This window comes from Aeromonas sp. 95A (assembly GCF_051919235.1).
GTDB lineage: Bacteria > Pseudomonadota > Gammaproteobacteria > Enterobacterales > Aeromonadaceae > Aeromonas > Aeromonas veronii.
Genome location: NZ_JBQBFC010000001.1, coordinates 1,796,565 through 1,819,663 on the forward strand (window position 1 = coordinate 1,796,565; position 23,099 = coordinate 1,819,663).

At 58.4% G+C, this 23,099-nt stretch carries 28 protein-coding genes; 11 read left to right on the forward strand and 17 right to left on the reverse strand.

Annotation, left to right across the window (positions count from 1 at the left end):
• Positions 1–39 precede the first annotated feature (39 nt).
• Positions 40–1,095 carry a DNA polymerase IV gene (dinB, locus tag ACTG2U_RS07885; protein ID WP_416034894.1) on the reverse strand — a complete coding sequence of 352 codons (1,056 nt, stop codon included), beginning with the start codon at positions 1,093–1,095 and terminating at the stop codon, positions 40–42.
• A gap of 131 nt (positions 1,096–1,226) precedes the next feature.
• Here dinB and ACTG2U_RS07890 point away from each other — a divergent pair, with 131 nt between their 5' ends.
• Positions 1,227–1,433 carry a hypothetical protein gene (locus tag ACTG2U_RS07890; protein WP_005338629.1) on the forward strand — a complete coding sequence of 69 codons (207 nt, stop codon included), beginning with the start codon at positions 1,227–1,229 and terminating at the stop codon, positions 1,431–1,433.
• A 110-nt stretch (positions 1,434–1,543) separates the two neighbouring features.
• Here ACTG2U_RS07890 and ACTG2U_RS07895 read toward each other — a convergent pair whose 3' ends face one another.
• Positions 1,544–2,104, reverse strand: coding sequence for a DJ-1 family glyoxalase III (locus ACTG2U_RS07895; RefSeq protein WP_439974323.1), 561 nt, complete (start codon positions 2,102–2,104; stop codon positions 1,544–1,546).
• A 37-nt stretch (positions 2,105–2,141) separates the two neighbouring features.
• Entirely contained in the window at positions 2,142–3,095 is a 954-nt protein-coding gene (locus ACTG2U_RS07900) for a ketopantoate reductase family protein (RefSeq protein WP_103251868.1), read from the reverse strand.
• 200 nt (positions 3,096–3,295) lie between these two features.
• Between ACTG2U_RS07900 and ACTG2U_RS07905 the strand changes: the two genes are divergently transcribed.
• Positions 3,296–3,778 carry a YajQ family cyclic di-GMP-binding protein gene (locus ACTG2U_RS07905; protein ID WP_005338634.1) on the forward strand — a complete coding sequence of 161 codons (483 nt, stop codon included), beginning with the start codon at positions 3,296–3,298 and terminating at the stop codon, positions 3,776–3,778.
• A 106-nt stretch (positions 3,779–3,884) separates the two neighbouring features.
• On the opposite strand, the gene ACTG2U_RS07910 is transcribed toward ACTG2U_RS07905, so the two are convergent.
• The 5 genes from ACTG2U_RS07910 to ACTG2U_RS07930 all read right to left on the reverse strand — a co-directional run bounded on the left by ACTG2U_RS07910 (position 3,885) and on the right by ACTG2U_RS07930 (position 8,761).
• On the reverse strand, positions 3,885–4,727 hold the full coding sequence (locus ACTG2U_RS07910) for a nucleoside-specific channel-forming Tsx family protein (protein WP_042080738.1): 843 nt from the start codon (positions 4,725–4,727) through the stop codon (positions 3,885–3,887).
• A 156-nt stretch (positions 4,728–4,883) separates the two neighbouring features.
• Positions 4,884–6,263, reverse strand: coding sequence for an AmpG family muropeptide MFS transporter (locus ACTG2U_RS07915; protein WP_041202292.1), 1,380 nt, complete (start codon positions 6,261–6,263; stop codon positions 4,884–4,886).
• A 172-nt stretch (positions 6,264–6,435) separates the two neighbouring features.
• Positions 6,436–7,023, reverse strand: a complete 588-nt coding sequence (locus ACTG2U_RS07920) for a peptidylprolyl isomerase (RefSeq protein WP_042053243.1) — start codon at positions 7,021–7,023, stop codon at positions 6,436–6,438.
• A gap of 2 nt (positions 7,024–7,025) precedes the next feature.
• The gene (locus tag ACTG2U_RS07925; RefSeq protein WP_042080734.1) at positions 7,026–7,610 is read right to left on the reverse strand and encodes a YajG family lipoprotein; all 585 of its coding nucleotides are present in this window, start codon (positions 7,608–7,610) and stop codon (positions 7,026–7,028) included.
• A gap of 17 nt (positions 7,611–7,627) precedes the next feature.
• Entirely contained in the window at positions 7,628–8,761 is a 1,134-nt protein-coding gene (locus ACTG2U_RS07930) for a methyltransferase (protein ID WP_429012480.1), read from the reverse strand.
• Between the two features lie 204 nt (positions 8,762–8,965).
• Here ACTG2U_RS07930 and ACTG2U_RS07935 point away from each other — a divergent pair, with 204 nt between their 5' ends.
• From ACTG2U_RS07935 to nqrM, 9 genes are all read left to right on the forward strand, one after another.
• Positions 8,966–9,280: a BolA family protein gene (locus tag ACTG2U_RS07935; RefSeq protein WP_335812049.1), complete on the forward strand. Its 315-nt coding sequence runs from the start codon at positions 8,966–8,968 to the stop codon at positions 9,278–9,280.
• A 434-nt stretch (positions 9,281–9,714) separates the two neighbouring features.
• Positions 9,715–11,058: a Na(+)-translocating NADH-quinone reductase subunit A gene (locus ACTG2U_RS07940; protein ID WP_005349684.1), complete on the forward strand. Its 1,344-nt coding sequence runs from the start codon at positions 9,715–9,717 to the stop codon at positions 11,056–11,058.
• A 3-nt stretch (positions 11,059–11,061) separates the two neighbouring features.
• Entirely contained in the window at positions 11,062–12,291 is a 1,230-nt protein-coding gene (locus ACTG2U_RS07945) for an NADH:ubiquinone reductase (Na(+)-transporting) subunit B (protein WP_005338642.1), read from the forward strand.
• On the forward strand, positions 12,281–13,069 hold the full coding sequence (locus ACTG2U_RS07950; RefSeq protein WP_005338643.1) for a Na(+)-translocating NADH-quinone reductase subunit C: 789 nt from the start codon (positions 12,281–12,283) through the stop codon (positions 13,067–13,069). The genes ACTG2U_RS07945 and ACTG2U_RS07950 overlap by 11 nt, the downstream gene beginning before the upstream one ends.
• Positions 13,062–13,694 carry an NADH:ubiquinone reductase (Na(+)-transporting) subunit D gene (locus tag ACTG2U_RS07955; RefSeq protein ID WP_005338644.1) on the forward strand — a complete coding sequence of 211 codons (633 nt, stop codon included), beginning with the start codon at positions 13,062–13,064 and terminating at the stop codon, positions 13,692–13,694. Before ACTG2U_RS07950 ends, ACTG2U_RS07955 begins: the two co-directional genes overlap by 8 nt.
• A gap of 3 nt (positions 13,695–13,697) precedes the next feature.
• Positions 13,698–14,294, forward strand: coding sequence for an NADH:ubiquinone reductase (Na(+)-transporting) subunit E (nqrE, locus tag ACTG2U_RS07960; protein WP_005338645.1), 597 nt, complete (start codon positions 13,698–13,700; stop codon positions 14,292–14,294).
• A gap of 32 nt (positions 14,295–14,326) precedes the next feature.
• On the forward strand, positions 14,327–15,550 hold the full coding sequence (nqrF, locus tag ACTG2U_RS07965) for an NADH:ubiquinone reductase (Na(+)-transporting) subunit F (protein WP_005338656.1): 1,224 nt from the start codon (positions 14,327–14,329) through the stop codon (positions 15,548–15,550).
• A 3-nt stretch (positions 15,551–15,553) separates the two neighbouring features.
• Positions 15,554–16,591, forward strand: a complete 1,038-nt coding sequence (locus ACTG2U_RS07970) for an FAD:protein FMN transferase (protein WP_439974324.1) — start codon at positions 15,554–15,556, stop codon at positions 16,589–16,591.
• Positions 16,592–16,600: 9 nt separating this feature from the next.
• The gene (nqrM, locus tag ACTG2U_RS07975; RefSeq protein ID WP_005338668.1) at positions 16,601–16,825 is read left to right on the forward strand and encodes a (Na+)-NQR maturation NqrM; all 225 of its coding nucleotides are present in this window, start codon (positions 16,601–16,603) and stop codon (positions 16,823–16,825) included.
• Between the two features lie 73 nt (positions 16,826–16,898).
• On the opposite strand, the gene ACTG2U_RS07980 is transcribed toward nqrM, so the two are convergent.
• From ACTG2U_RS07980 to ACTG2U_RS08020, 9 genes are read right to left on the reverse strand one after another with little or no spacing between them, the layout of a single operon-like run.
• Positions 16,899–17,438 (reverse strand): DUF3833 domain-containing protein, encoded by a 540-nt coding sequence (locus tag ACTG2U_RS07980; RefSeq protein WP_439974325.1) that lies wholly within the window; start codon positions 17,436–17,438, stop codon positions 16,899–16,901.
• Between the two features lie 14 nt (positions 17,439–17,452).
• Positions 17,453–17,995, reverse strand: coding sequence for a chalcone isomerase family protein (locus tag ACTG2U_RS07985; protein ID WP_439974326.1), 543 nt, complete (start codon positions 17,993–17,995; stop codon positions 17,453–17,455).
• Positions 17,952–18,173 (reverse strand): TIGR02450 family Trp-rich protein, encoded by a 222-nt coding sequence (locus ACTG2U_RS07990; protein WP_019445887.1) that lies wholly within the window; start codon positions 18,171–18,173, stop codon positions 17,952–17,954. Before ACTG2U_RS07990 ends, ACTG2U_RS07985 begins: the two co-directional genes overlap by 44 nt.
• Positions 18,170–18,646, reverse strand: a complete 477-nt coding sequence (locus ACTG2U_RS07995) for a DUF2878 domain-containing protein (protein WP_184234511.1) — start codon at positions 18,644–18,646, stop codon at positions 18,170–18,172. Before ACTG2U_RS07995 ends, ACTG2U_RS07990 begins: the two co-directional genes overlap by 4 nt.
• A gap of 2 nt (positions 18,647–18,648) precedes the next feature.
• The gene (locus ACTG2U_RS08000) at positions 18,649–19,905 is read right to left on the reverse strand and encodes a class I SAM-dependent methyltransferase (protein WP_439974327.1); all 1,257 of its coding nucleotides are present in this window, start codon (positions 19,903–19,905) and stop codon (positions 18,649–18,651) included.
• A complete protein-coding gene (locus ACTG2U_RS08005) occupies positions 19,905–20,687 on the reverse strand; it encodes a DUF1365 domain-containing protein (RefSeq protein ID WP_439974328.1) in 783 nt (260 codons plus the stop codon). Before ACTG2U_RS08005 ends, ACTG2U_RS08000 begins: the two co-directional genes overlap by 1 nt.
• Positions 20,684–21,943 carry an NAD(P)/FAD-dependent oxidoreductase gene (locus ACTG2U_RS08010; protein ID WP_335812044.1) on the reverse strand — a complete coding sequence of 420 codons (1,260 nt, stop codon included), beginning with the start codon at positions 21,941–21,943 and terminating at the stop codon, positions 20,684–20,686. The genes ACTG2U_RS08005 and ACTG2U_RS08010 overlap by 4 nt, the downstream gene beginning before the upstream one ends.
• The gene (locus ACTG2U_RS08015; RefSeq protein WP_129504592.1) at positions 21,940–22,674 is read right to left on the reverse strand and encodes an SDR family NAD(P)-dependent oxidoreductase; all 735 of its coding nucleotides are present in this window, start codon (positions 22,672–22,674) and stop codon (positions 21,940–21,942) included. The genes ACTG2U_RS08010 and ACTG2U_RS08015 overlap by 4 nt, the downstream gene beginning before the upstream one ends.
• Positions 22,671–23,099: a nuclear transport factor 2 family protein gene (locus tag ACTG2U_RS08020; protein WP_201943172.1), complete on the reverse strand. Its 429-nt coding sequence runs from the start codon at positions 23,097–23,099 to the stop codon at positions 22,671–22,673. Before ACTG2U_RS08020 ends, ACTG2U_RS08015 begins: the two co-directional genes overlap by 4 nt.

Sequence of the window (23,099 nt, forward strand, 5' to 3'; positions counted from 1 at the left end):
GGATAGATTATCGACTTTATAAACAAAAACCTAACTCTCTCACAGCAAATCCAGCGAGAGTTGATTAACTTCACCCTCTTTTGGCAAACCCACCACCAAGCCAAGCAGGCGAACCGAACGCCCTTGCGCCCGCTGTAGCCCCTCTTTGAGCAGGGGAACGAACAAGGCTGGCTGATAGCCACCCTGACTGCGATAGACGGTGGTCTGGTGGAAGTCGGCAAACTTGAGCTTGATCCCCTGCCCCATCACCTGTTCGGCAGGGCACGCCAGCTGAAATCGCCGCTCAAGCTCCGGCAGCAGTTGCTGCAATACCGTCAAACAGGCCTCTTCGTCACAGAGATCGCTCGCCAAGGTGGTCTCCACCCCGATGGTTTTGCGGATCCGGTGCGCCTGCACCGGCTGTTCATCCTGCCCCCAGATCCGGGTCGTCAGCATCTCCCCCAGCTTGCCAAAACGGCTGCACAGCTCTTGTGCCGACAAAGCCCGCGCATCCTCACAAGTGTAAAGCCCCTGCGCCTCCAGCCGCTCGGCAGTCTTGCTCCCCACCCCGGGCAGTTTGCCGAGGGGCAACTGGCAGACAAATTCGGCCACTTCGTCGGGACGAATGACAAACAGACCATCGGGTTTGCGCTGCTCCGAGGCGAGCTTGGCGAGAAACTTGTTGGGGGCCACTCCGGCCGAGGCGGTCAACCCCAGTTCGGTGACGATGGCTTGCCGGATCTCTTGCGCCATCAGGGTGGCGCTACCGCCACAACAGCGACTGTGGGTCACGTCGAGGTAAGCCTCGTCCAGCGACAGTGGTTCAACCTGATCGGTATAGCGCAGGAAAATGGCCCTGAGCTGACGGGAGATATCCTTGTACACCGCCATTCGCCCCGGGATCAGTACCAGCGGCGGGCAGAGTTTTTTCGCCAGCGCGCTTGGCATGGCGGAACGCACCCCGAACCGGCGCGCCACATAGTTGCAGGTCGAGATGACGCCGCGCCGCTCGGAGGCCCCACCGATGGCGAGCGGCACCTCCCGCAACGCGGGATTGTCCCGCATCTCCACCGCGGCAAAAAAACAGTCCATGTCGATATGGATGATCTTGCGCATACCACTGTATAAATAAACAGACATGGCATCATCTTACCCCAAGGATAACCGCAGCTCTATCTCTCTCGTTGCGGCTAAAATAGTAGACTCCAAGGAGACCTTTACTACCACAATGACAAGGAGAGTTCGGGATGAAATATCTTTGGCTGGGACTCTGTTTACTGCCGTTGACCGGCATCGGCAAGAACAACCCGACGGCAGAGTGCCGCTGGCTGTACGACCGGATTGAGATACTGGAACAGGCTATCAAGAAAGGGGACAAGCTCGGCACAGAGCAAGAATTGGCACGCTGGAAAACTGAGTACAACAAAAAACAGTGCTCACAGTACGACTACTGAGCCGGACAAGATGGCGTGACCGACAACGGCAGATAACAAGCGGGCCCCGATCAAGATGACCGGGGCCCGTTTTCAAAGCATGGCCAGCTGGATTCTGCAGCAGAGTGCGCTCAAGGCAGCACCATAGGGGCAGCGACAGTGGCCGCCACCTCATCCCCACGCAGCACCTGGACCAGTTCAAGGGCAAACTCGATGGCACTGCCCGGCCCCTGACTGGTGATAAGGCGATGAGCCTCATCCCTGACGACCCGCTCATGTGACAGCTGCGATGTCGGCAGTCGGGACTGAAAGCCGGGATGACAGGTGACGATGGCACCATCCAGCAGCGCGTGATGTTGCAACACCACCACAGGGGCGGCGCAGATGGCAGCGCGCCAGCGGCCAAGAGCGGCCTGCTCTTTGAGCAGATCGATGGCCAGCGGGGTATCGCGGATCACTTCGCTGCCGGGCAGACCACCGGGTACCACGATGGCTTCAAAGTCCCGACGGGTCAGCTCGTCGATATGACAATCGGCCACCAGCTGTACCCCGCGCGACGCTTTTACCTGCCGGGATCCGGCTGGACAACAAGAGGCCAGCACCACCTCGATGCTGGCACGCACCAGGGTATCGACAATCGCAACCGTCTCTATCTCTTCCGACCCAGGGGCCACCAGCACCAGTACACTCACGTTCGCCTCCTTGCTGCTTGCTCTGCCATGTAAAAGGTCAGACGGCCTGACTCTTCTCTTTGATCGCCTGATAGAGACCCTGATTGACCGGTACGGCAATGCCATGCCGGGCAGCCTTGGCCAGCAGGAAGCCGGTGATGGCCTCAATCTCGGTCTCGCGTCCCAGCTCCATATCCTGATGCATGGAGGAGTAATTGTCAGCGGTCAGTTCCACCACTGTCATCACCCGGCGTTGCAACTCCTCTGCCGTGGTCGCAACTCCTTCGGCGCACATCACATCCGCCACTTCCACGCAGATCTGCTGCAGGGCATCGGCAAAACGGGGGCCAGCCAGCTCGCCATTTTTCAGCTTGTAGAGAGCCGTCAGGGGATTGATGGCACAGTTGATGGCCAGCTTTTGCCACTGGCGCGTCAATACCTGCTCATCCCAACCAGCCTGACCCAGTGCCAGCGCCAGCTCGTCCGCGAGCGCGGCGTGGGCCTTGGCTGCGTCGTTGATCGGGCCAAGCCAGGTTTCACCCTTGCCAGTATGACGGAAGACAAAATGGCCGCACTGCATGGCGCCATGGCTGGTGACACCGGCAATCACCGGATTGTGCGGGAACATCTCGACCACCTGCTCGGCAATCCCCATCCCGTTGTGCAGCAGCACGATCGGCACGCCGGCATCAAGCTTACCCACCAGCGGCGTCAGTGCGGCAATCACCTGACTGGCCTTGGTCATCACCAGCAGACGCTGGATCTTGCCGGGTTTGCTGACAAATCCGCGCTCGATATTGAGCAGCTGGACATGCCCCTCCAGCGAGGTGAAATCGATCCCCGGATGGAGCGTGGACTTATGATGTTCGCGCAACAAGACACGGGTGGATTGACCACTCTGGGTCAGCAGGGAGGCAAAAACGCCGCCGAGGGCGCCACAACCCAACAGTGACCACTTCGGAGTAACGGGTGGAATAACGGGCTGTCGGGAATTTTTTAATCCGCTTGGCATGGTGTGACTCTGTCAGGGTAAGGGTTGCAATCCTCTCAACCTGTTACCGGGGATAAGTGAAGATGTCGCTAGTGGACACTAACGGGTCCACCCGTCCTGTGCGCAGGGGATTCTAGCAGAGCAACCCCATCAAAATCAGCAAATTTGCCCGTTTTCTGGTAGATTTGCCCCCCGATAACGCAACATGAGGAGCTCCGGCTATGCCGTCATTCGATATTGTCTCTGAAGTCAAAATGAACGAGGTGTTGAACGCAGTCGACAACGCCAATCGTGAACTGGCCACCCGTTTCGATTTTCGTGGGGTAGAAGCCAGCTTCGAGTTGAACAAGGAAGAGGTAAAACTGGAAGCCGATGCTGATTTCCAGCTCAAGCAGATGGTCGAAATTCTGCGCGGTGCCCTGCTCAAGCGCAACATCGAAAACAGCTCCATGGAAGTAGGTGACTCAGTTCACTCCGGCAAACGCTTCCACCTGACCGTCAAGTTCAAACAGGGGATCGAGAAAGAGATCGCCAAGAAGCTGGTCAAGCTGATCAAGGACTCCAAGATCAAGGTACAGGTCGCCATCCAGGGTGATGAAGTACGTGTCACCGGCAAGAAGCGTGACGATCTGCAAGAGACCATGGCACTGGTCCGTGGCGCCGAACTGGGTCAACCGATGCAGTTCCAGAACTTCCGCGACTGATTTGCCCACTCAGCCGTGGCGCACTTGATGACTCGCGCCACGCTATCTAAATCGCGGCCATAAAAAACCGGAGCAGATGCTCCGGTTTTTTGTACCCCAAGTTTTATTAGAACTTGTAGGTAACAGAGAAGTAGTGGCCGAAACCGGTAGTACTCAGACCACCAAAGGCACCATTGTTGATACCGTAGATTTCGTTGAAGTACTTCAGACCGTACCCAACAGCGTAACGGTCGGAGTGCCAGTAGATACCGTGGAAGGTACCCAGACCATTGGCACTCTGGTTGTTGTCGCCGTGAGTATCTTTATCAAACAGATAATCCAGGTAGCCCTGATAGGAAACAAAGCTGCCGTTGGAGAAGGTATAGAAAGGCTTGAACCAGTTCATGGAGAACTGATAACCGTTCCAGTCGCCTTCTTCTGCGGTGAAACCACTTTCAGTTGCATGACGAGCATACAGGTTCATGCCAACTTTACCGAACCAAGGCACCTGAACATCAGCCCCCAGACCGATCATGTTCTCCATCATATTGCCATCTTTACCGTGTCCGGTTTCAACGTTGTTCAATGTGGCAATATAAAGTTCTTGCACAGGACCAAAGGAGAGGTCCTTACCAGTCAGGGCATCCAAGGAGAGGCGCGGAGCAAATTTCATGAAGATATTGCTGCCGTTATGTTTGTCACTGTGGCTGCTTTGGAAAATATCGAACACATCGACATAGCCATACAGATCAAACATACCTGAACGACCACCAAATTCCATTTCCAGATAGGTATCGTTGTAGCCATCCTTCGCGCTCATAGGACGCTGGTCAATGGTATGCATGACGTTGAACTGCATCCATTTGAAATCGTTCTTGTGGATATCACCGCTGTAGTCAGCAGCGAAGGCCGGGGTAGCGGCAGCAGCCAGCAGACCGGCAGCGATCAGAGTCTTGGTAAATTTGGCCATTTTATTGGTCTCTTGTGCGTTAGTTGAGGTTTTCCGTAGCCTGCCCACAAGGAGCGAGAGGGATTCTAATCAAATAAAATTGGGGGTGAAACAACTTCTCGGGAACTTTATCCGGAAGTGTGAATCTAATCACCCCCGATTCTACGCAAACGCTTGCTATTTGTCAGCCGTTGAGAGCAACTCACTCCCTTTTCTGGCGACAAGCACAATCAACAACAACACGGGCAAGCCCAATAAACTGGTTCCGACAAAGAAGGCGCTGTAGCCAATTTGCTCCACAACCTGCCCGGAAAAACCGGCCAGCAACTTGGGTAGCAGCAACATTACCGAGCTGAACAGGGCGTACTGAGTGGCCGAAAATGCCACATTGGTCAGGCTGGAGAGATAGGTCACGAAGGCCGCGGTCGCGATACCGGCACTGAGGTTATCCAGCGAGATAATCAGGGTCAGCAGTTCCAGGTTGTGACCAACCTGATTGAGCAGGGCAAACAACAGGTTGGTGCTGGCAGTGAGCAGCGCCCCCAAGAACAGGATGCGCAGCGTGCCGAAGCGCATCACCAGCACGCCCCCCAACGCAGCGCCCACCAGCGTCATGATGACGCCAAACACCTTGGTAATGGTGGCAACCTCAGTCTTGCTGAACTGCATATCCACATAGAAGCTGTTGGACATCACCCCCATCACCACATCAGCAACCCGATAGCAGGCGATCAGAGCAAGGATCAGCAGCGCCGAGCTGCCATAGCGACGAAAGAAATCGGCAAACGGACACCAGACCGCCTCATAGCCCCAGGCCCCCGCACTCGCCAGCAGCGCTGGCCACCCTTTTTCCAGGAGCTGCGCCTTGCGTTCGGCCTGTTGTTTGCCCTGCTCAGCCAGATCGATATCCGGCTCGTGGCAAAACAGCGTGGTGATGACCCCGAGTGACATCAGACCCGCCATCACCAGATAGGTAATCTGCCAGCCACGATAGTCATAGCCACTATTGCTGCCAAACCAGGCTGCCAGCGCCAGCGCACCGGCGCCCGCCATGATCATCGCCAGCCGGTAACCGGTCATGTAGGAGGCTGCCATCGCCGCCTGCAGCCGCTCGGGGGCGGATTCGATGCGATAGGCGTCGATGACGATATCCTGCGTGGCCGAGGCAAAGGCCACCAGCAGGGCAAACATCGCCAACTGAGCCAGCTCGGTCTTGGGATCGCAGAACGCCATGCCGACCAGCGCGGCGGCAATCAGCAGTTGGGAGAAGAACATCCAGCTGCGGCGACGCCCCAGCAGCGTGGAGAGCAACGGCAGCGGCATGCGATCCACCAGCGGCGACCACAGCCATTTAAAGCCATAGGCGAGCGCCACCCAGCTCATATAGCCGATATCGGTCAGGCTGACATCGGCCTCGCGCAACCAGAATGAGAGGGTACCGAACACCAGCAGCAGCGGCAGACCCGATGAAAAACCCATGGCAAAGAGAATAAACACCCGAAATTCGAGATAGACGGCGAGGGACTCTCTCCAGCTTGGTTTGCGGATCATGTTCAACTACCTGACGACTTTGGAAAAGTGCGTCATTTTGGCAGGTTGATGGCAGATAGCCAAGGCGAGCAAAGAGATAGGCAAAAGAAGCCCGGATAGAGAAAAGGCCCATCCCGAACGGGATGAGCCTTGTATCGTGACCTGACGAGGCGAGGTGACGAGCCGCGTCCGATGAGGATTACTTGCCCGCTTTCTTGTCGACTTTCTTGTCTGCTGGAGTTTCTGCCAGCAAGACCACCTTCTTCAGAATGATGGGACTGGTCGGCACATCATTGGCGCGCAAAATGGGGCTGTAACCTGTCTGTACCTGAGCCAGCTTGTCCAGCACCTCCATCCCCTGAACCACCTGACCGAACACGGTATAACCCGCAGAACCACCGGCGTTGAGGTTATTGTTGTCGACCAGATTGAAGTAGAACTGGCGAGTAGCGCTGTCGACCGCCTGGGTGCGAGCCATAGCGATGGAGCCACGCTTGTTGGGCAGACCGCCGCGCGACTCGTTGACCACAGGCTCATAGGTTGGCAGTTGCTGGAACTGCTGGTTATAGCCCCCACCCTGCACCACGAAATCCTGGATCACCCGGTGGAAGATGCTGCCGTCATAGCTGCCATCAGCCACGTAACGCAGGAAGTTCTTCACCGTCTGGGGCGCCTGCTTGGACGCCAACTCCACTACGATATTGCCGTGGTTGGTCTCCATTCTGACTTTCGGGCCTGCAAACGCCAGCGGGGCGATCAGCATGGCCAGCAACCAGAGTTTTTTCATCATCAGACACCTGCACCGTTCGGTTGACCTTTCAGGTAACCGCGCAGCGCATCATCCGCCATGATCTGCTGCAGCACGCTACCCATTTGCAGGTTCAGTGTAGACTCCAGATCGGCCATGCTTGGCTCGCTCGGGCTCTCCTTGCTGGAGGACATGTTGAACTGCTTGGTCAGACGGTTGCCCTGGAAATCGGCGATCACCTGCAGGCTGACGCGGGACTTGGTGACATAGGTAAAGGTCTTCTCTTCCACATTGACTGCGGCGTTGGAGATCACCAGCGTCAGGTTGGTGGTGCCACTGTTGCCCACTTCCAGACCCTGGCTGCGCAGACCTTCGGCCAGCCGCTCGGCCATCAGCAGGTTGAGCGGACGCTCGCTGTTGACCAGCACGGGCGCTTTCTCTTTATGTTTGATGGAGAAGACGTAGGCAGCCTCACGCTTGTCCACCCCTTCCATGGTGATGCGATTGCCAGAGTAGTATTGCTGGTTGGCGGGGATCACCTGCGGATTGAGCAGTGCTGTCTCCGGCCAATGGGTGGCACACCCGCCCAGCATCAGGGCGGCCAGCAGCAAGAGTGACTTTTTCATCATGGTTTCCTTTGGCTTTAGCGTTTGATGGCTTTCAAAATAACGAATTTGCTGTTCGACGCAACGACTTGTGCGTTGGCAAACAAGCGCTTGAGTTTGTTGTGATAGTCCAGATGACGGTTGCCTACTATCCAGAGTTCACCCCCTTGAGGCAACACCCGGTGCGCATCGCTGAACATCTGCCAGGCGATATGATCGGTGATCGCCTGCAGCTGATGGAAAGGAGGGTTGCAGAGGATCCGATCCGCCGAGCCGATCTCCACCCCGTCGAGACAGTTATTGACCATAAAGCGGGCACGCGGCAGTGCATCAGGCAGATTGTGCTCGACGTTGAGCTGTGCCGAGGCGACCGCCATATAGGATTCATCGATAAAGGTCACCTCCACCTCGCTGTCTTTGGCGAGCAGCGACAGACCCAGCACCCCGTTGCCACAGCCCAGATCGATCACCTTGCGGGCACTGTGGATAGGCAGGTTGTCCAGCATAAAGCGGGCACCAATATCGAGACTGGTGCGCGAGAAGACGTTGGCATGGTTGTGGATGAGCATGCCACTCCCCTCCAGCGGCCAGACAGTCGGGAAGGGGTTGGCCAGCGCGGGACGATCTGCCTGCGGCTCGCAGTGAATGAGGCGCGCCTTCTTCCAGGCCAGCGAGGTACGGGTAGGCCCCAAATACTTCTCGAACAACTTGAGGGTGGAGGTATGAATATCCTTCGCCTTGCCGGCAGCGATAACGCGGGTTGCCGGTGTCACCACCTCCCGCAGCGCCAGCAGTTGCTGCTCCAATAGAGCCTGATATTTGGAGACCTTGATCACCACCAGCGCAGGGGCATCGGGCAGCGGCGCCAGCGCATCCTGCAAGCGGATACCACCCGCATCCAGTCCGTTTTCGGCCAGATTGGCCAGGGTCGCCCGCTCACTGATGTAGGAGTCGGTGACGCAGCAGGGGGAGTGCGGATGCAGATAGGCCGCCAGCGCGCCAAAACCGTCATTCATGATGATGACGGGGCCCGCCTGCTCGAGGGGAGACTCCGCCAGGGTATTGATCAGATATTCGTCAGCCGCATCCCAGGCTTGCAGGGTCTCCTGACTCTGGCGCGGATAGCGGTAGAGCGTGAGCTGGCAATAGGGAGTGTCGAGAAGGGTTTGCATAGGAAGAGTCCAACCTCGGCTTGATTCATGTATACAGGCGCCAGGGGCGACGCAAAGTGGCGCTATTCTAGCGAGGAGCAGGAATTTCACCAGTTCGATGCGCATCAAGGGGGCAACTGACGGGTGATTTCCCTCTTACGGGGGCTTATTCCATCCCGCGACTGCCGATAGAATGGCCCGACATTCACTCTGGAAGCCGATCCGATGACCATCCAACAACTGATTGAAGCCAAGCTGACCGCCGCCCTCTCCCCCACCGTGCTGGAGGTGATCAACGAGAGCCACATGCACCGTGTGGAACCGGGATCTGAGAGCCACTTCAAGGTGGTGATCGTCAGCGAGCAATTTGCAGGGCAGCGGCTGCTGGCCCGTCATCGTCAGGTCAATTCGGTGCTGGCCGACGAGCTGGCCGGTGCCGTTCATGCACTGGCGTTGCATACCTACACCGAGACCGAGTGGCAGGAAAAAGGCCACGCCCCGCGCACCCCGAGCTGCGTTGGCAAACCGCCACTCTCCTGAAACCGGTTGTACCACAGGATTCCCCTCGAGAACCTGCCAACAAAAATTAAACATATTTCCCCCATTGGCCCCGAAAAGGCTACATCCAAGGGGGTATATTTCGGCATCAAGGCTTTTTGCTGATAGTGGAGACAACGGCAAATACCCCCATCGAGGTATCGAAATAAAAAAACCTTTAAAACCACTACTTACAAGGTGTCGGGGGCTTATTCATTGCAGGTTAATTTTGTGATGGCACGGGGATTTTGCCCATTTGGCATGGCAGAAAATGCACCTTAAGTGGTAAACTCAAGCGCTTTTGAGTGAGCCTGCATGTTGAATAATTGTTGAGCCTGCCCACCTGGCGCAACCACAACACCGACTCATTCAACCACCCGTCGTGATGTATTTCTCGGCGCTAACCAACCTCTCCCGTAACGGTAGTGCAAGTAAGTATGATTACAATCAAAAGAGGACTGGACATCCCCGTGCTGGGTGCGCCAGAGCAAGTAATCTACGATGGCCCCGCCATCACCCGTGTTGCGACACTGGGCGAGGAGTTTGTGGGTATGCGACCTACTATGTTCGTCAAAGTAGGTGATCGCGTCATCAAAGGTCAGGATCTTTTTGAAGACAAGAAGAATCCGGGCGTTAAATTCACAGCTCCTGCCACCGGTGTGGTTTCAGAGATCAACCGTGGTGCCAAACGTGTTCTCCAGTCTGTGGTCATCGACCTGGACGGTTCCGATGAACAGGTGACGTTTGAGCATTTTGCCTCTGCCGAGCTGGCCAAGCTCGAGCGCAGCAAGGTGCAAGAGATCCTGGTCGCATCAGGTCAGTGGACTGCGTTGCGTACCCGTCCGTTCAGCAAAGTCCCCGCGGTAGCGTCTGCCCCGCGCGCCATCTTTGTGACTGCAATGGACACCAACCCGCTGGCAGCCGATGCCGAGCTGATTATCAAGGAACAGCCGCAGGCCTTCCTCGATGGTCTGGCCGTATTGACCCGCCTGACCGACGGCGCCGTCTACGTCTGTAAAGGCGAAGGCAGTCTGCCCCACTCTCCGCTGGCTCAGGTCAAGGAAGAGATCTTCGTTGGTCCGCACCCTGCCGGTCTTCCGGGTACCCATATCCACTTCCTGGATCCGGTCAGCAGCACCAAGGTGCAGTGGCACATCAACTATCAGGATGTGATCGCATTCGGCAAGCTGTTCACCACCGGTCAGATCTTCACTGACAAGGTGATCGCGCTGGCTGGCCCGAACGTGCTCAAGCCGCGTCTGCTGCGTACCCGTCTGGGCGCCTGCATCAGTCAGCTCACCAATAATGAGCTGCGTGCCGACGAAAACCGTATCATCTCCGGTTCTATCCTGAGTGGTGCCAAAGCCGAAGGTGTTCACGACTACCTGGGCCGCTACCACAATCAGGTTTGCGTGCTGGGTGAAGGTCGCGAGAAAGAGTTCCTGGGCTGGATCAACCCCAGCGCCAACAAGTTCTCTATCACCCGTACCACCCTCTCTCATCTGATGAAGGGCAAGCTGATCAACTTCACCACCACTACCAACGGTAGTGACCGTTCCATGGTGCCTATCGGCAACTATGAGCGGGTGATGCCACTCGACATCCTGCCAACCCTGCTGCTGCGGGACATGGTCTCCGGCGATACCGACGGTGCGCAAGCACTGGGCTGCCTGGAGCTGGATGAGGAAGATTTGGCGCTCTGTACCTTTGTCTGCCCCGGCAAGACAGAGTACGGCCCGATCTTGCGTGAGTGCCTGACCAAGATTGAACTGGAAGGTTAAGCGATGAGTTTCAAGCAACTTCTTGAAAATATGGAACACCACTTCGAACCGGGTGGAAAGTACGCCAAGTACTATGCTCTGTTCGAAGCGGCGTACACCCTGTTCTACACCCCGGGTAGCGTTACCCGCAACGCCTCCCACGTTCGTGATGCCCTCGATCTGAAGCGCATGATGATCATGGTGTGGCTGGCCGTGTTCCCGGCCATGTTCTGGGGCATGTACAACGTTGGTAACCAAGCGATTGCCGCCATTGCCCACATGGGCTCGGCTGCTGGTGCCAGCAGCTGGCAATATGCCCTGGCTACCATGCTGGGCGCCTCCCTCGATCCGGCTGTAGCCGGTATCGGCAGCAAGATGCTGATTGGCGCCACCCACTTCTTCCCAATCTATATCACCGTCTTCTTTGTCGGTGGTTTCTGGGAAGTGCTGTTCGCTATGGTGCGCAAACACGAGATCAACGAAGGCTTCTTCGTAACCTCCATCCTGTTTGCCCTGATCGTGCCGCCCGAGCTGCCCCTGTGGCAAGCTGCGCTTGGTATCACCTTCGGTGTGGTGATGGCCAAAGAGGTGTTCGGTGGTACCGGCAAGAACTTCCTGAACCCGGCGCTTGCTGGCCGTGCGTTCCTGTTCTTCGCCTACCCGGGCCAGATCTCCGGTGACGCCGTGTGGGTTGCCGTTGACGGCTTCTCCGGCGCGACTGCCCTGAGCCAGTGGGCCCAAGGCGGCCAGATGGCGCTGATCAACGGTGCAACCGGCCAGGCTATCAGCTGGATGGACGCTTTCCTGGGTAACCTGCCGGGTTCCATCGGTGAAGTCTCTACCCTGATGATCCTGCTGGGTGCCGCCATGATCGTCTACATGCGCATCGCCTCCTGGCGCATCATCGCCGGCGTGATGATCGGTATGATCGCCACCTCCCTGCTGTTCAACGTCATCGGTTCCGATACCAACCCCATGTTCAACATGCCGTGGCACTGGCATCTGGTACTGGGTGGCTTCGCCTTCGGTATGGCCTTCATGGCGACCGACCCTGTCTCCGCCGCCTTTACCAACAAAGGCAAGTGGTGGTATGGCGCCCTGATCGGCGTAATGGTCGTGCTGGTTCGCGTGGTCAACCCTGCGTTCCCGGAAGGTATGATGCTGGCCATTCTGTTTGCGAACCTGTTTGCTCCCCTGTTTGACCACTTCGTCGCTCAGGCAAACATCAAGCGGAGGATTGCTCGTGGCGTTTAATAAAGATTCAACCCTCGGCACCGTCAGCGTGGTCACCGGCCTGTGTCTGGCCTGTTCCATCGTGGTATCCGTTGCCGCTGTGGGCCTGCGTTCTACCCAGCAGGAAAACAAGGCGCTGGACAAGCAGAGCAACATTCTCGCCGTAGCCGGTGTGGATGTGAGCGAAGTGGCCAAGCGCGACCTGGCCAAACTGTATGGCGAGAAGATAGAAGCGCGTCTGGTGGATCTGGCGACCGGTGACTTTGTTGACGGCGATGCCGACAACTTCGACACCAAGCAGGCAGCCAAAGATCCGGCCCGCAGCATCCGTCTTGCCGCCGCTGACGACAAAGCCAGCCTGCGTCAGATCTCCAAGCAGATCCCGGTATTCTTCGCCAAGGATGCCGAAGGCAAGATCGACAGCATCATCCTGCCCATCTACGGTCAGGGTCTGTGGTCGACCATGTATGCCTTCGTCGCCGTTGCCGCTGATGGCCAGACCATCAAGGGCATCACCTACTATGACCACGGTGAAACACCGGGTCTGGGTGGCGAGATCGAAAACCCAGCCTGGCAGGCGCTGTTCAAGGACAAGAAACTGTTCGACCAGAATGGCATGCCGGCGCTGCGCGTCATCAAGGGCCATGCTCCGGCGGGCTCCGAGCACGAGATCGATGGTCTCTCCGGTGCCACTCTGACCGGTAACGGCGTACAGCATACCTTCGACTTCTGGATGGGTCCCAAGGGCTTCGGTCCTTTCCTGGCCAAGGTTCGTGCAGGAGAAATCAACAATGGCTGACAAGAGCGAAATGAAGAAGTTGCTGTTGACGCCTGTGCTGGGCAACAACCCCATCGCCTTGCAGGTGCTGGGTGTCTGTTCTGCACTGGCGGTTACCAGCCAGATGAAAACTGCGTTTGTAATGACCCTCGCGGTCATGGCGGTCACCGCCTTCTCAAACCTGTTCATCTCCCTGATCCGCAACCAGATCCCGAACAGCGTCCGGATCATCGTGCAGATGGCGATCATCGCCTCACTGGTTATCGTGGTTGACCAGGTGCTCAAGGCGTACGCCTATGACATCTCCAAGCAACTGTCGGTCTTCGTGGGTCTGATCATCACCAACTGTATCGTAATGGGCCGCGCCGAAGCGTACGCCATGAAGAGTGCCCCGCTGCCCTCCTTCCTGGATGGTATCGGCAACGGTCTGGGCTATGGTGCCATTCTGCTGAGCGTCGCGACCGTGCGTGAACTGCTGGGCTCCGGCACCTGGTTCGGCATCGAGCTGCTGCCGCTGGTGAACAACGGTGGCTGGTATGTGCCCAACGGCCTGCTGCTGCTGCCGCCGAGTGCATTCTTCATCATTGGTCTGATCATTTGGGGCGTACGCACCAAGGATCCCAAGCAGGTGGAGGCGAAGGATTAAGGTATGGAACACTATCTGAGTCTGTTGATTAAATCGATCTTCATCGAAAACCTGGCACTCTCCTTCTTCCTGGGGATGTGTACCTTCCTGGCGGTGTCCAAGAAGGTAAAGACCTCCATGGGTCTGGGTATTGCCGTTATTGTGGTGCAGACCATCGCGGTTCCTGCCAACAACCTGATCTACAACTACGTGCTTAAAGATGGCGCTCTCGTATCCGGTCTGGATCTGAGCTTCCTGAGCTTCATCACCTTCATCGGTGTGATTGCAGCACTGGTACAGATCCTGGAGATGGCGCTGGACAAGTACTTCCCGGCACTCTACAACGCGCTGGGTATCTTCCTGCCGCTCATCACCGTGAACTGCGCCATCTTCGGTGGCGTCTCCTTCATGGTGCAGCGTGACTACAACTTCATGGAGTCTGTGGTCTACGGTGTGGGTTCAGGGGCAGGCTGGATGCTGGCGATCGTTGCGCTGGCAGGTATCCGCGAGAAGATGAAGTATTCCGATGTTCCGGAAGGCCTGCGCGGTCTGGGCATCACCTTCATCACCGCCGGTCTGATGGCGCTGGGCTTCATGTCCTTCTCTGGTATCTCCCTGTAATCGGCTTTCCTGCAATCAGAAAGGAACGATAGATGGAAATTATTTTGGGTGTGGTCATGTTTACCGTGATCCTGCTGGCACTGGTGGCAGTCATTCTGTTCGCCAAGTCCAAGCTGGTGACCGCGGGCGACGTGACAATCAGCATCAATGGTGACCCGGCCAAGGCTGTGACCAGCCCGGCCGGTGGCAAGCTGCTCGGCGTGCTGGCTGGCAGCGGTATCTTCGTCTCCTCCGCCTGTGGCGGCGGTGGCTCCTGCGGCCAGTGCAAGGTACGGGTGAAATCCGGTGGTGGCGACATTCTGCCGACCGAACTGGATCACATCAGCAAGGGCGAAGCCCGTCATGGCGAGCGTCTGGCCTGTCAGGTTACCGTTCGCTCCGACATGGATATCGAACTGCCGGAAGAGATCTTCGGGGTGAAGAAGTGGGAATGTACTGTTATCTCCAACGATAACAAGGCCACCTTCATCAAGGAGCTCAAGCTGCAGATCCCCGATGGCGAGAGCGTGCCGTTCCGCGCCGGTGGTTATATCCAGATTGAAGCCCCGGCTCACCACGTGCACTACAAGAACTTCGATATTCCCGAGGAGTATCGCGGTGACTGGGATCGCTTCAAGATCTTTGAGCTGGAGTCCAAGGTCGATGAGCCAATCATCCGTGCCTACTCCATGGCCAACTATCCGGAAGAGTTCGGCATCATCATGCTGAACGTGCGTATCGCGACCCCGCCCCCGAGCAACTGGACTGCCCCTCCGGGACAGATGTCCTCCTACATCTTCAGCCTGAAGGCTGGCGACAAGGTGACTATCTCCGGTCCGTTCGGTGAGTTCTTCGCCAAAGACACCGATGCCGAAATGGTATTCATCGGTGGTGGTGCAGGTATGGCGCCGATGCGTTCCCATATCTTCGACCAGCTGCGTCGCCTGAAGTCCAAGCGCAAGATGAGCTTCTGGTACGGTGCCCGTTCCAAGCGCGAAATGTTCTATGTCGAAGACTTTGACATGCTCGCCGCCGAGAACGAGAACTTCACCTGGAACGTCGCCCTGTCTGATCCGCAACCGGAAGACAACTGGGACGGCTACACCGGCTTCATCCACAACGTGCTCTACGAGAACTATCTCAAGAACCACGAAGCACCGGAAGATTGCGAGTTCTACATGTGTGGACCTCCGGTGATGAACGCTGCCGTCATCAACATGCTCAAAGACTTGGGCGTTGAAGACGAAAACATCCTGTTGGATGACTTTGGTGGTTAATCCATGCACAGTGTTGTAAAGACCTGGCTAGCCTTCGGGCTAGCCTTTTTCTTGACTGGGTGCGGTCAGGAGACGGTCCAATCCAAACCGGAGATCCACATCACCGGTAGCACCATGGGCACTTACTACTCCATCAAGGTGGCGGACAGCGCCATCACCGATCCAGCCAAATTGCAGGCCGAGGTCGATGTCTTGCTGGAGCGGGTCAACGATCAGATGTCGACCTATCGCCCCGATTCCGAACTGTCGCGCTTCAACCAGAGCCGTGACAACAAACCGGTAGTGGTCTCCCACGATACCGCACGGGTTGTCACAGAGGCCATTCACATTGGCCGTGAGAGCCAGGGGGCGCTGGACGTCACCGTTGGCCCCTTGGTCAATCTGTGGGGCTTTGGCCCTGACAAAAAGCCGACCAAGGTTCCCTCCGACGAGCTGATCACCCAGACTCGCCAGAAGACCGGTCTGGGCAACCTGCACGTCATCACCTCGGTGGATGCCGACACCCTGCAAAAAGATATTCCGGATCTCTACGTCGATCTCTCCGCCATCGCCAAGGGCTTTGGTGTGGACAAGGTAGCCGAGTATCTGGAGTCACTGGGTGCGCGTAACTATCTGGTGGAGATTGGTGGCGAGCTGCGGATCAATGGCGTCAACGGCAAGGGTCACCCCTGGCGCGTGGCCATCGAGAAGCCCACCGCAGGCACCGGCACGGTGCAAGAGGTGATCGTGCCCGGTGACAACGGGGTGGCCACCTCCGGCGATTACCGCAACTACTATGAACTGGATGGTCAGCGCTTCTCCCACACCATAGATCCGCGCAGCGGCAAGCCGATCCAGCACCGCCTGGTATCGGTCACCGTGATCCACCCCTCCTGCATGACCGCAGACGGGCTGGCCACCGTGTTTATGGTGATGGGGACCGAGAAAAGCCTGGCCTATGCCAACGAGCGCGGCCTGGCGATCTTCGTGATCACCAAGACGGACAACGGCTTTGAAGAGGCTTACTCCGATGCCTTCAAACCCTATCTGGTCAAGAAGTAAGAGGTAGAGATGCAGATTTTTCTGATCACCTTCGGGGTATTCATGCTGGTGATAGCCGCCATGGCTATCGGTTACATCTTCCAGAAGAAGACCATCTCCGGCTCCTGTGGCGGTCTGGGTAGTGTCGGCATCGAGAAAGAGTGCGATTGCCCGGAACCCTGTGACAACCGCAAGAAGAAGATGGCTAAGGAAGAGGCCCGTCGCAAGATGCTGGAAGAGAACCGCATCATCTGATGACTCTGGTTTTTCGGTAAACAAAAGCGCGCCATCGGCGCGCTTTTTACTGGCCGTTATCTTGCGTTAACGGTCAGGGCTGACGTTCGATATAGAGGATCACCTCGCCAAGATGGATACCGAACTTGCTGATCTCGGCACGATTGATCAGACGATCTTCGTCCAGCAGGTACATCCAGTCATCGAAGCTCACCCGCACCACCTCGCCATCCGGCAGCGCCAGATCAAGCTGATAACGCCAGTTGAGGGCAAACCCTTGGGTTTTACCCACCGCCTCCCCCACCACATCGGAAGCAGTACCGCGCCAATGACCATCATCGCCCTTGCTCAGATACCAGGTACGGGTCTGCTGGCGGCCATCATCAAAGTAGAACTGCTCGAACAGCTCTCCCTTGCCATCCTTCCAACGACCCACCATCTCGACCCGAAAGCGACTGGTCACTTCGCCGCTGCGGTCGGTTACCAGGCCATGAGCCACCAATTTGCCGTTGAAGAAACAGGCGAGATCCCAGTTTGGCCCCTGCCCCCGATAGTCATCGAGACTGGCACCACAGCCGCTCAGCAGCAAAAAAGGGAGCAGCAGCAACCAGCGGTATGCACGATAGAAGGACATCAGAGACTCCATGTTCAGGGTTGGCCACGCAGGCGGCGGGTAAGGGCGGGATCGCGGCTGTTGTCAGCCAGCCAGATGGCGAGAAAAGCGGCCGAGAATTGCGGATCGGCCAGGGTGCCGAGGGGTTTTTCCTGCCACCAGAAGTGGCCTGCCCCGCCCTTGTCGACATAAAAGGTGAGCTTGTCGCCTGCCTGCACATCGGGCCAGAGTGCAGCGAGCTGGCCGAGCCAGCGCTGACGCTCGGCGTCAGAGCCAAGACCAAGCCGCTGCCACTCGGCGGCAGTAGCGCTCAGCAGATCTTCCCGCTCGATGGATCTGGCATAGGTGAGGGTCAGTGCCTGTGGATAGTGACCGGGCTGATAGTGCCCGCTCGCACTGTAGAGGGTGGCATCGTAGAGCTTGAACCAGAGCCAGTTCATCTCCCCCTGCCCGACCGGGCGCAGCTGCTGCCAGGGGGCGGCAGAAGCCTGCACTGCGGTTGCAGCCAAGAGCGTAAACGCCAGCAGTAGCGGGTTAATTCCACCCCATATGCCAGTGGTTGGGGTCTTCCAGTTCATGCCAGTCCATCTCCTGTTCTTGCAGGGTGTTGATATCCTGCATCACCACCTGCACCAGCCGCCCCTGCGCATCCCTCTGGCAGGCAACCACCAGATAGAATCGATCAGTCAGCTCATGCTGGCTCTCTTTGGTCCATTTAGAAAAAAGCAACGAGTCGGTCGAAAAGGTGTTTGTCATGACTCACCCTCCAGCTTGACCATTACCCACAGGAGTACGGGTAACCACCACATCCAGATCACTGCCAGCAGCGCCGTACTGATCCAGATGCCCCAGGGTAAGTTTACTGCCCCCATGGCAGCCCCCGCCACATAGGAGGAGGCACCGCCAAATACGCCAAACAGCGCCTGCTGCCAGCGAGGCAAGCGCAGCAGCCAGCGCATACCGTGGGCCAGCGTCAGGGCAAAACCGAGCCAGAGCAGCACCAGCCAGAGGGGAAAACCGGACGGGAACCGAAACAGGCCGAGCTGCCAGAGCAGCACATCCAGCAGACAGCCGGCCACCGCGATGGGGAGCAGCCGCCAGTCACGCAGGCGGCTGGGTGAGAAGAGAAAGTGCAGCAGCAACATTGCCAGCAGCGGGCCCGGCTGCTGCCACTTCACCGCCAGCAACCAGTAGAGGTTGAACCCCAGCAGGTGAGCCCACTGCCACATAGTCAGTGATCGCTTACTGGCACATCACCCGACCAGCCAGCGGGCCCCGGCTTGGCGGCCTCCAGCTGCACCAGACTGATGGTGCGCTCCCAGAATCCCCCTTCGCAATAGGCAAAGTAGAAGTGCCACAACCGGATGAAATCCTGGCTGTAACCGAGCTTGGGCAGCTCGGGCGCCAACGCCAGAAAACGCTCGCACCAGTGAGCCAGGGTACGGGCATAGTGATGGCCGTGATCGTGCAGCCGCACCAGCTGCATGTCGGTCTCCCGCGCCAGCAACCCCGCCATCTGGGAGACGCTCGGCAGGCAGCCACCGGGGAAGATATAGCGCTGGATAAAATCGACCCCGCGCAGATACTGGGCGTGGCGCTGATCGGCGATGGTGATAGCCTGAATGAGCAGGCGACCACCGGGCTTGAGCAGCCGTGACAGCTGGCGGAAATAGTCGGGCAGGAAGGCGTGGCCCACCGCCTCGATCATCTCGATGGAGACCAGCTTGTCATAGGTGCCTTCCAGCTTGCGGTAATCCTCCAGCAGCAAGGTGATGCGATCCCCCAGCCCCTCCCGCGCAATCCACTCCTTGGCATAGTCGTGCTGAGCCCGGGAGATGGTGGTGGTGGTCACCCGGCAGCCATAGTGGCGGGCGGCATAGACGGCGAGGCCACCCCAACCGGTACCGATCTCCAGCAGATGATCGTCAGGCCCTAACTCGAGCCGCTCGCAGATGGTGCGCAGCTTGGCCTGCTGCCCCTCCTCCAAAGTGGCCTCGGCGCTCGGATAGATGGCGCTCGAGTACTGCATATGGCTGTCGAGAAACCCCTGATAGAGGGTATTGCCGAGATCGTAGTGGGCGGCGATGTTGGAACGCGAGCCGGTCAGGGTATTGCGATTAAGCCAGTGGCGCACCTTGTTGAAGGGGAAACTGAGCCAGCCTAAGCGCTGCTCGAGGGAGTCGAGCAGGGTCAGGTTGCGAGCCAGCAACCGCACCAATGCCACCGGATCCGGGCTGGTCCAGAGCCCCTCCACCCAGGTTTCTCCGGCGGCAATACTGCCCCCCAGCAGCAGGCGACGATAGAAGGCCGGATCCTGCACCACCAGTTCGGCATGCAGATCGGTGCCCGCGACGCCAAAACTGTGGCGCTCACCGCCATCCCGCAGCAGCAGTTGGCCATGTTCGAGGCGACCCAGCAGATTGAGCAGCAGTTGTCTTGCCCCCTTGTCGATGAAAGAGGCAGAGAGGGTTGATTGAGCAAGTTCCATTAGCGGCTCTCCGGATGGGTAAAAATCGGGGTTCGTTTGATAAATAGACGCAGGGCCTGCCAGTAGATCCCGAGCAGCACCTTCATGGTCATCCAGGGCCAGCGGACCAGCAGGGCCACCAGCCCCTTGCGCGAAAAGGGTTCGCGAGTGAGCGCCAGGGTTGCGTCAAACAGCTTGGCTTCACCGGATACGGGATGACTCTCGATGTGGATCAGTGTCTCCCGCGCGGGCGGCCTGATCCGCCAGTGATAACGCATCGCGAGCCCCATAAAGGGGGATACGTGAAAATCCTTGTCATGGGGTGCCAGCGCCGCCAGATCCAGCAGGTAGTAGTGACGCTCGTTCCAGGGAGTGTTCGACACCTCTGCCAGCAGATAGCGCGCCTCGCCCTGCCGGTAACAGAAGTAGAAGTTGACCGGGCTGAAGTAGAACCCCAGACAGCGCACATTGCCGAGCAGCAGCACCCGCCCCTCGGGGTCGGCATCGCCACCCAGCTCGCTCACCTTCTGCCACACCGCCTGCTTGAGGCTTCCCTCACTCCCCTTGAGATAGTCATGGCGGTGAAACGAGAGCAGCCCAGCCCGCTCCACCCCGAACCAGCGCCCCTGATCGAGCTGCGGCAGCTCGTCGAGATCCAGTCCCAGCATAAAGAGGCTGTAGGAGAAGGCGTGAGCCCGCGGTGCGAAACGGCGGTGGCGTACCGAGCCCTGCCAGATGGCGCTGGTGACGCCAGCCAGTTCGTCGGCACCCTCATGTGCGGTGGCCACGGTGGCGCCGTTCATAGCTCGGCTCCGAAGCGCCTGGCGACATCCAGCGCGCTGCGCACCCCATCCTCATGGAAGCCGTTGTACCAGTAGGCACCACAGAAGTGGGTGTGTTGCTGGCCGCAGATCTCCGCGCGGCGCTGCTGGGCAGCGATGGAGGCCTGATTGAACACCGGATGGTGATAGACGAAGCGGCGCAGCACCTTGCTCTCATCGACCTTGCCCCTGGGGTTGAGACTGACGCAGAAGGGCTCCGGCGAGTTCACCCCCTGCAGGATGTTCATGTTGTAGCTCACCAGCGGCCGTGCCTCGTCGTCGCCATCGAGTTGATAGTTCCAGCTGGCCCATGCCTTGCGACGGGTAGGCAGGCAGCGCGCATCGGTATGGAGCCAGACATCGTTGGCCTGATAGGGCATGTCGCCGAGAATGGCCAGCTCCCGCTCGCCGGGATCCGCCAGCAGTGCCAGCGCCTGATCGCTATGGCAGGCGAAGATCACCTCGTCAAACCGCTCCTCGCCGTAACTGCTCAGGATCACTACGCCATCCGCTTCCCGCCGCACGCTCTGCACCGGACAGGCGAGGCGGATCTGCGACTGCCAACCCGCGGTAAGGGGGCCGATATATTCCCGCGAGCCGCCCGGGATCACGTACCACTGGGGGCGATTGGCCACATCCAGCAGGCCGTGGTTGGCAAAAAAGCGCAGGAAGAAGCCAAGGGGGAAGGCGCGCATATCAGCCAGGGTCGATGACCAGATCGCCGCCCCCATCGGCAAGATGTAGTGGCGGGCGAAGTAGTCGCTAAACTCCCCCGCCAGCAGAAAGTCTCCCAGGGTCAGCTCGGGGCCAGCCCCTTGATGTTGCCCATCCGCCAGCCAGGCCCGCGCCTCCCGGTTGAACCGCAGGATCTCGGCGACAAAGCCGTAGAAGCGCGGACTCAGCAGATTGCGGCGCTGGGCAAACAGGGTGTCGAGGTTGTGGCCGTTATACTCCAGCCCCTCCGGGCTCTTCACCGAGAAGCTCATCTCGGCCGGTTGCCGCGCCATGCCGATCCGCGCCAGCAACTTCAAGAAGTTGGGGTAGGTGCGATCGTTGAAGACGATAAAGCCGGTGTCGATGGCATAGCTGCGGCCAGCCTGATTCACATCGACGGTCGCAGTATGGCCACCCAGGGTCGGCGCCGCCTCAAACAGGGTAATGTCATGGAGTTTGTGGAGCAGAAAACCGGCGGTGAGCCCCGAGATCCCTGAACCGACGATGGCGATCTTTTTCTTCATGAATGGCTTCCTTTCGATACAAGTGCGCGGCCAAGGCGCAGCCAGAGCCCCACCGGCAGCGCACCAAGCAGGCGCAGCAACCAGATGAAACGGCGGGGAAAGTGGATCTGGTGACGACCAGCGGTCAGCCCGTCCATGATGGCGCGGGAGGCCTGCTCCACCGTCACCAGACAGGGCATGGGAAAATCATTTTTGGCGGTGAGCGGCGTCTGGACAAAGCCGGGGCGGATCAGGGTCACCCCGATCCCTTTGCTGGCCAAATCGAGGCGCAAGGTATCCGCCAGATAGTCGAGGGCCGCCTTGGAGGCGCCATAGGCCTCGGCTCGTGGCAGCGGCAGCCAGCTCACCGACGAGCTGACGATGGCCAGCCGTGACCCAGCCCCGAGCAACGGCAAGAAGGCGGCCAGCGCATGGCCGGTAGCGGTCAGATTGGTGTCGATGACACGGGCAAACAGCTCGCTGTCAAACCCATCGCCGACATCCATGTACTCGCAGTTGCCTGCGTTGAGGATCAGCAGATCGAGGAATGGCAGTGTAGCAGCCACCCCGTTCATAGCGGCCAGATCTCGGGCATCGAACTGCAGCGGCGTGACACCGTGCAGCCCCAGCGCCTGCAGCCGTTCACCATCGCGGCCACAGCCCCACACCTGCCAGCCTGCCCGCCGGTAATCCAGCGCCAACTGGCGACCGATGCCGGAAGTCGCGCCTGTAATAAGCACCCGGCCGCTCATGCGCCAAGCCTCATCTTGATAGTGCGCACCACGGGCCCGAGCAGCGGCAACTGCTCGTAGAGCATGGCGCCCAGGTCAAAATAGTCCCGGTGCTGGCACACCTTGCCCGCCTCGTCGAATTCGAGGCGGGTGGCCCCCTCCACCGTCACCGGCTCACCACCACGCAATCTGGGGTGAGAGAAGGTCATGGTCCAGCCGAGCCAGGCCTGCCGCCCTTGTTGCTGCTGACTGGTGATGACGAAACGGCAGTAGGCGAGGCGCTGATAGAGGGCGGTAAAATAGTCGCCAAGGGCCGCCAGCCCCTCAATGCGGTGAGCCGGATCGGTAAAGACCACCTGTTCGGCATAGACCTCGGGCAAGCGGTGCAACTGCTGTTTGTCCAGTTGCTGATAGAGGCCAATAAAGCGGGCCAGCGGCTCGTTCAT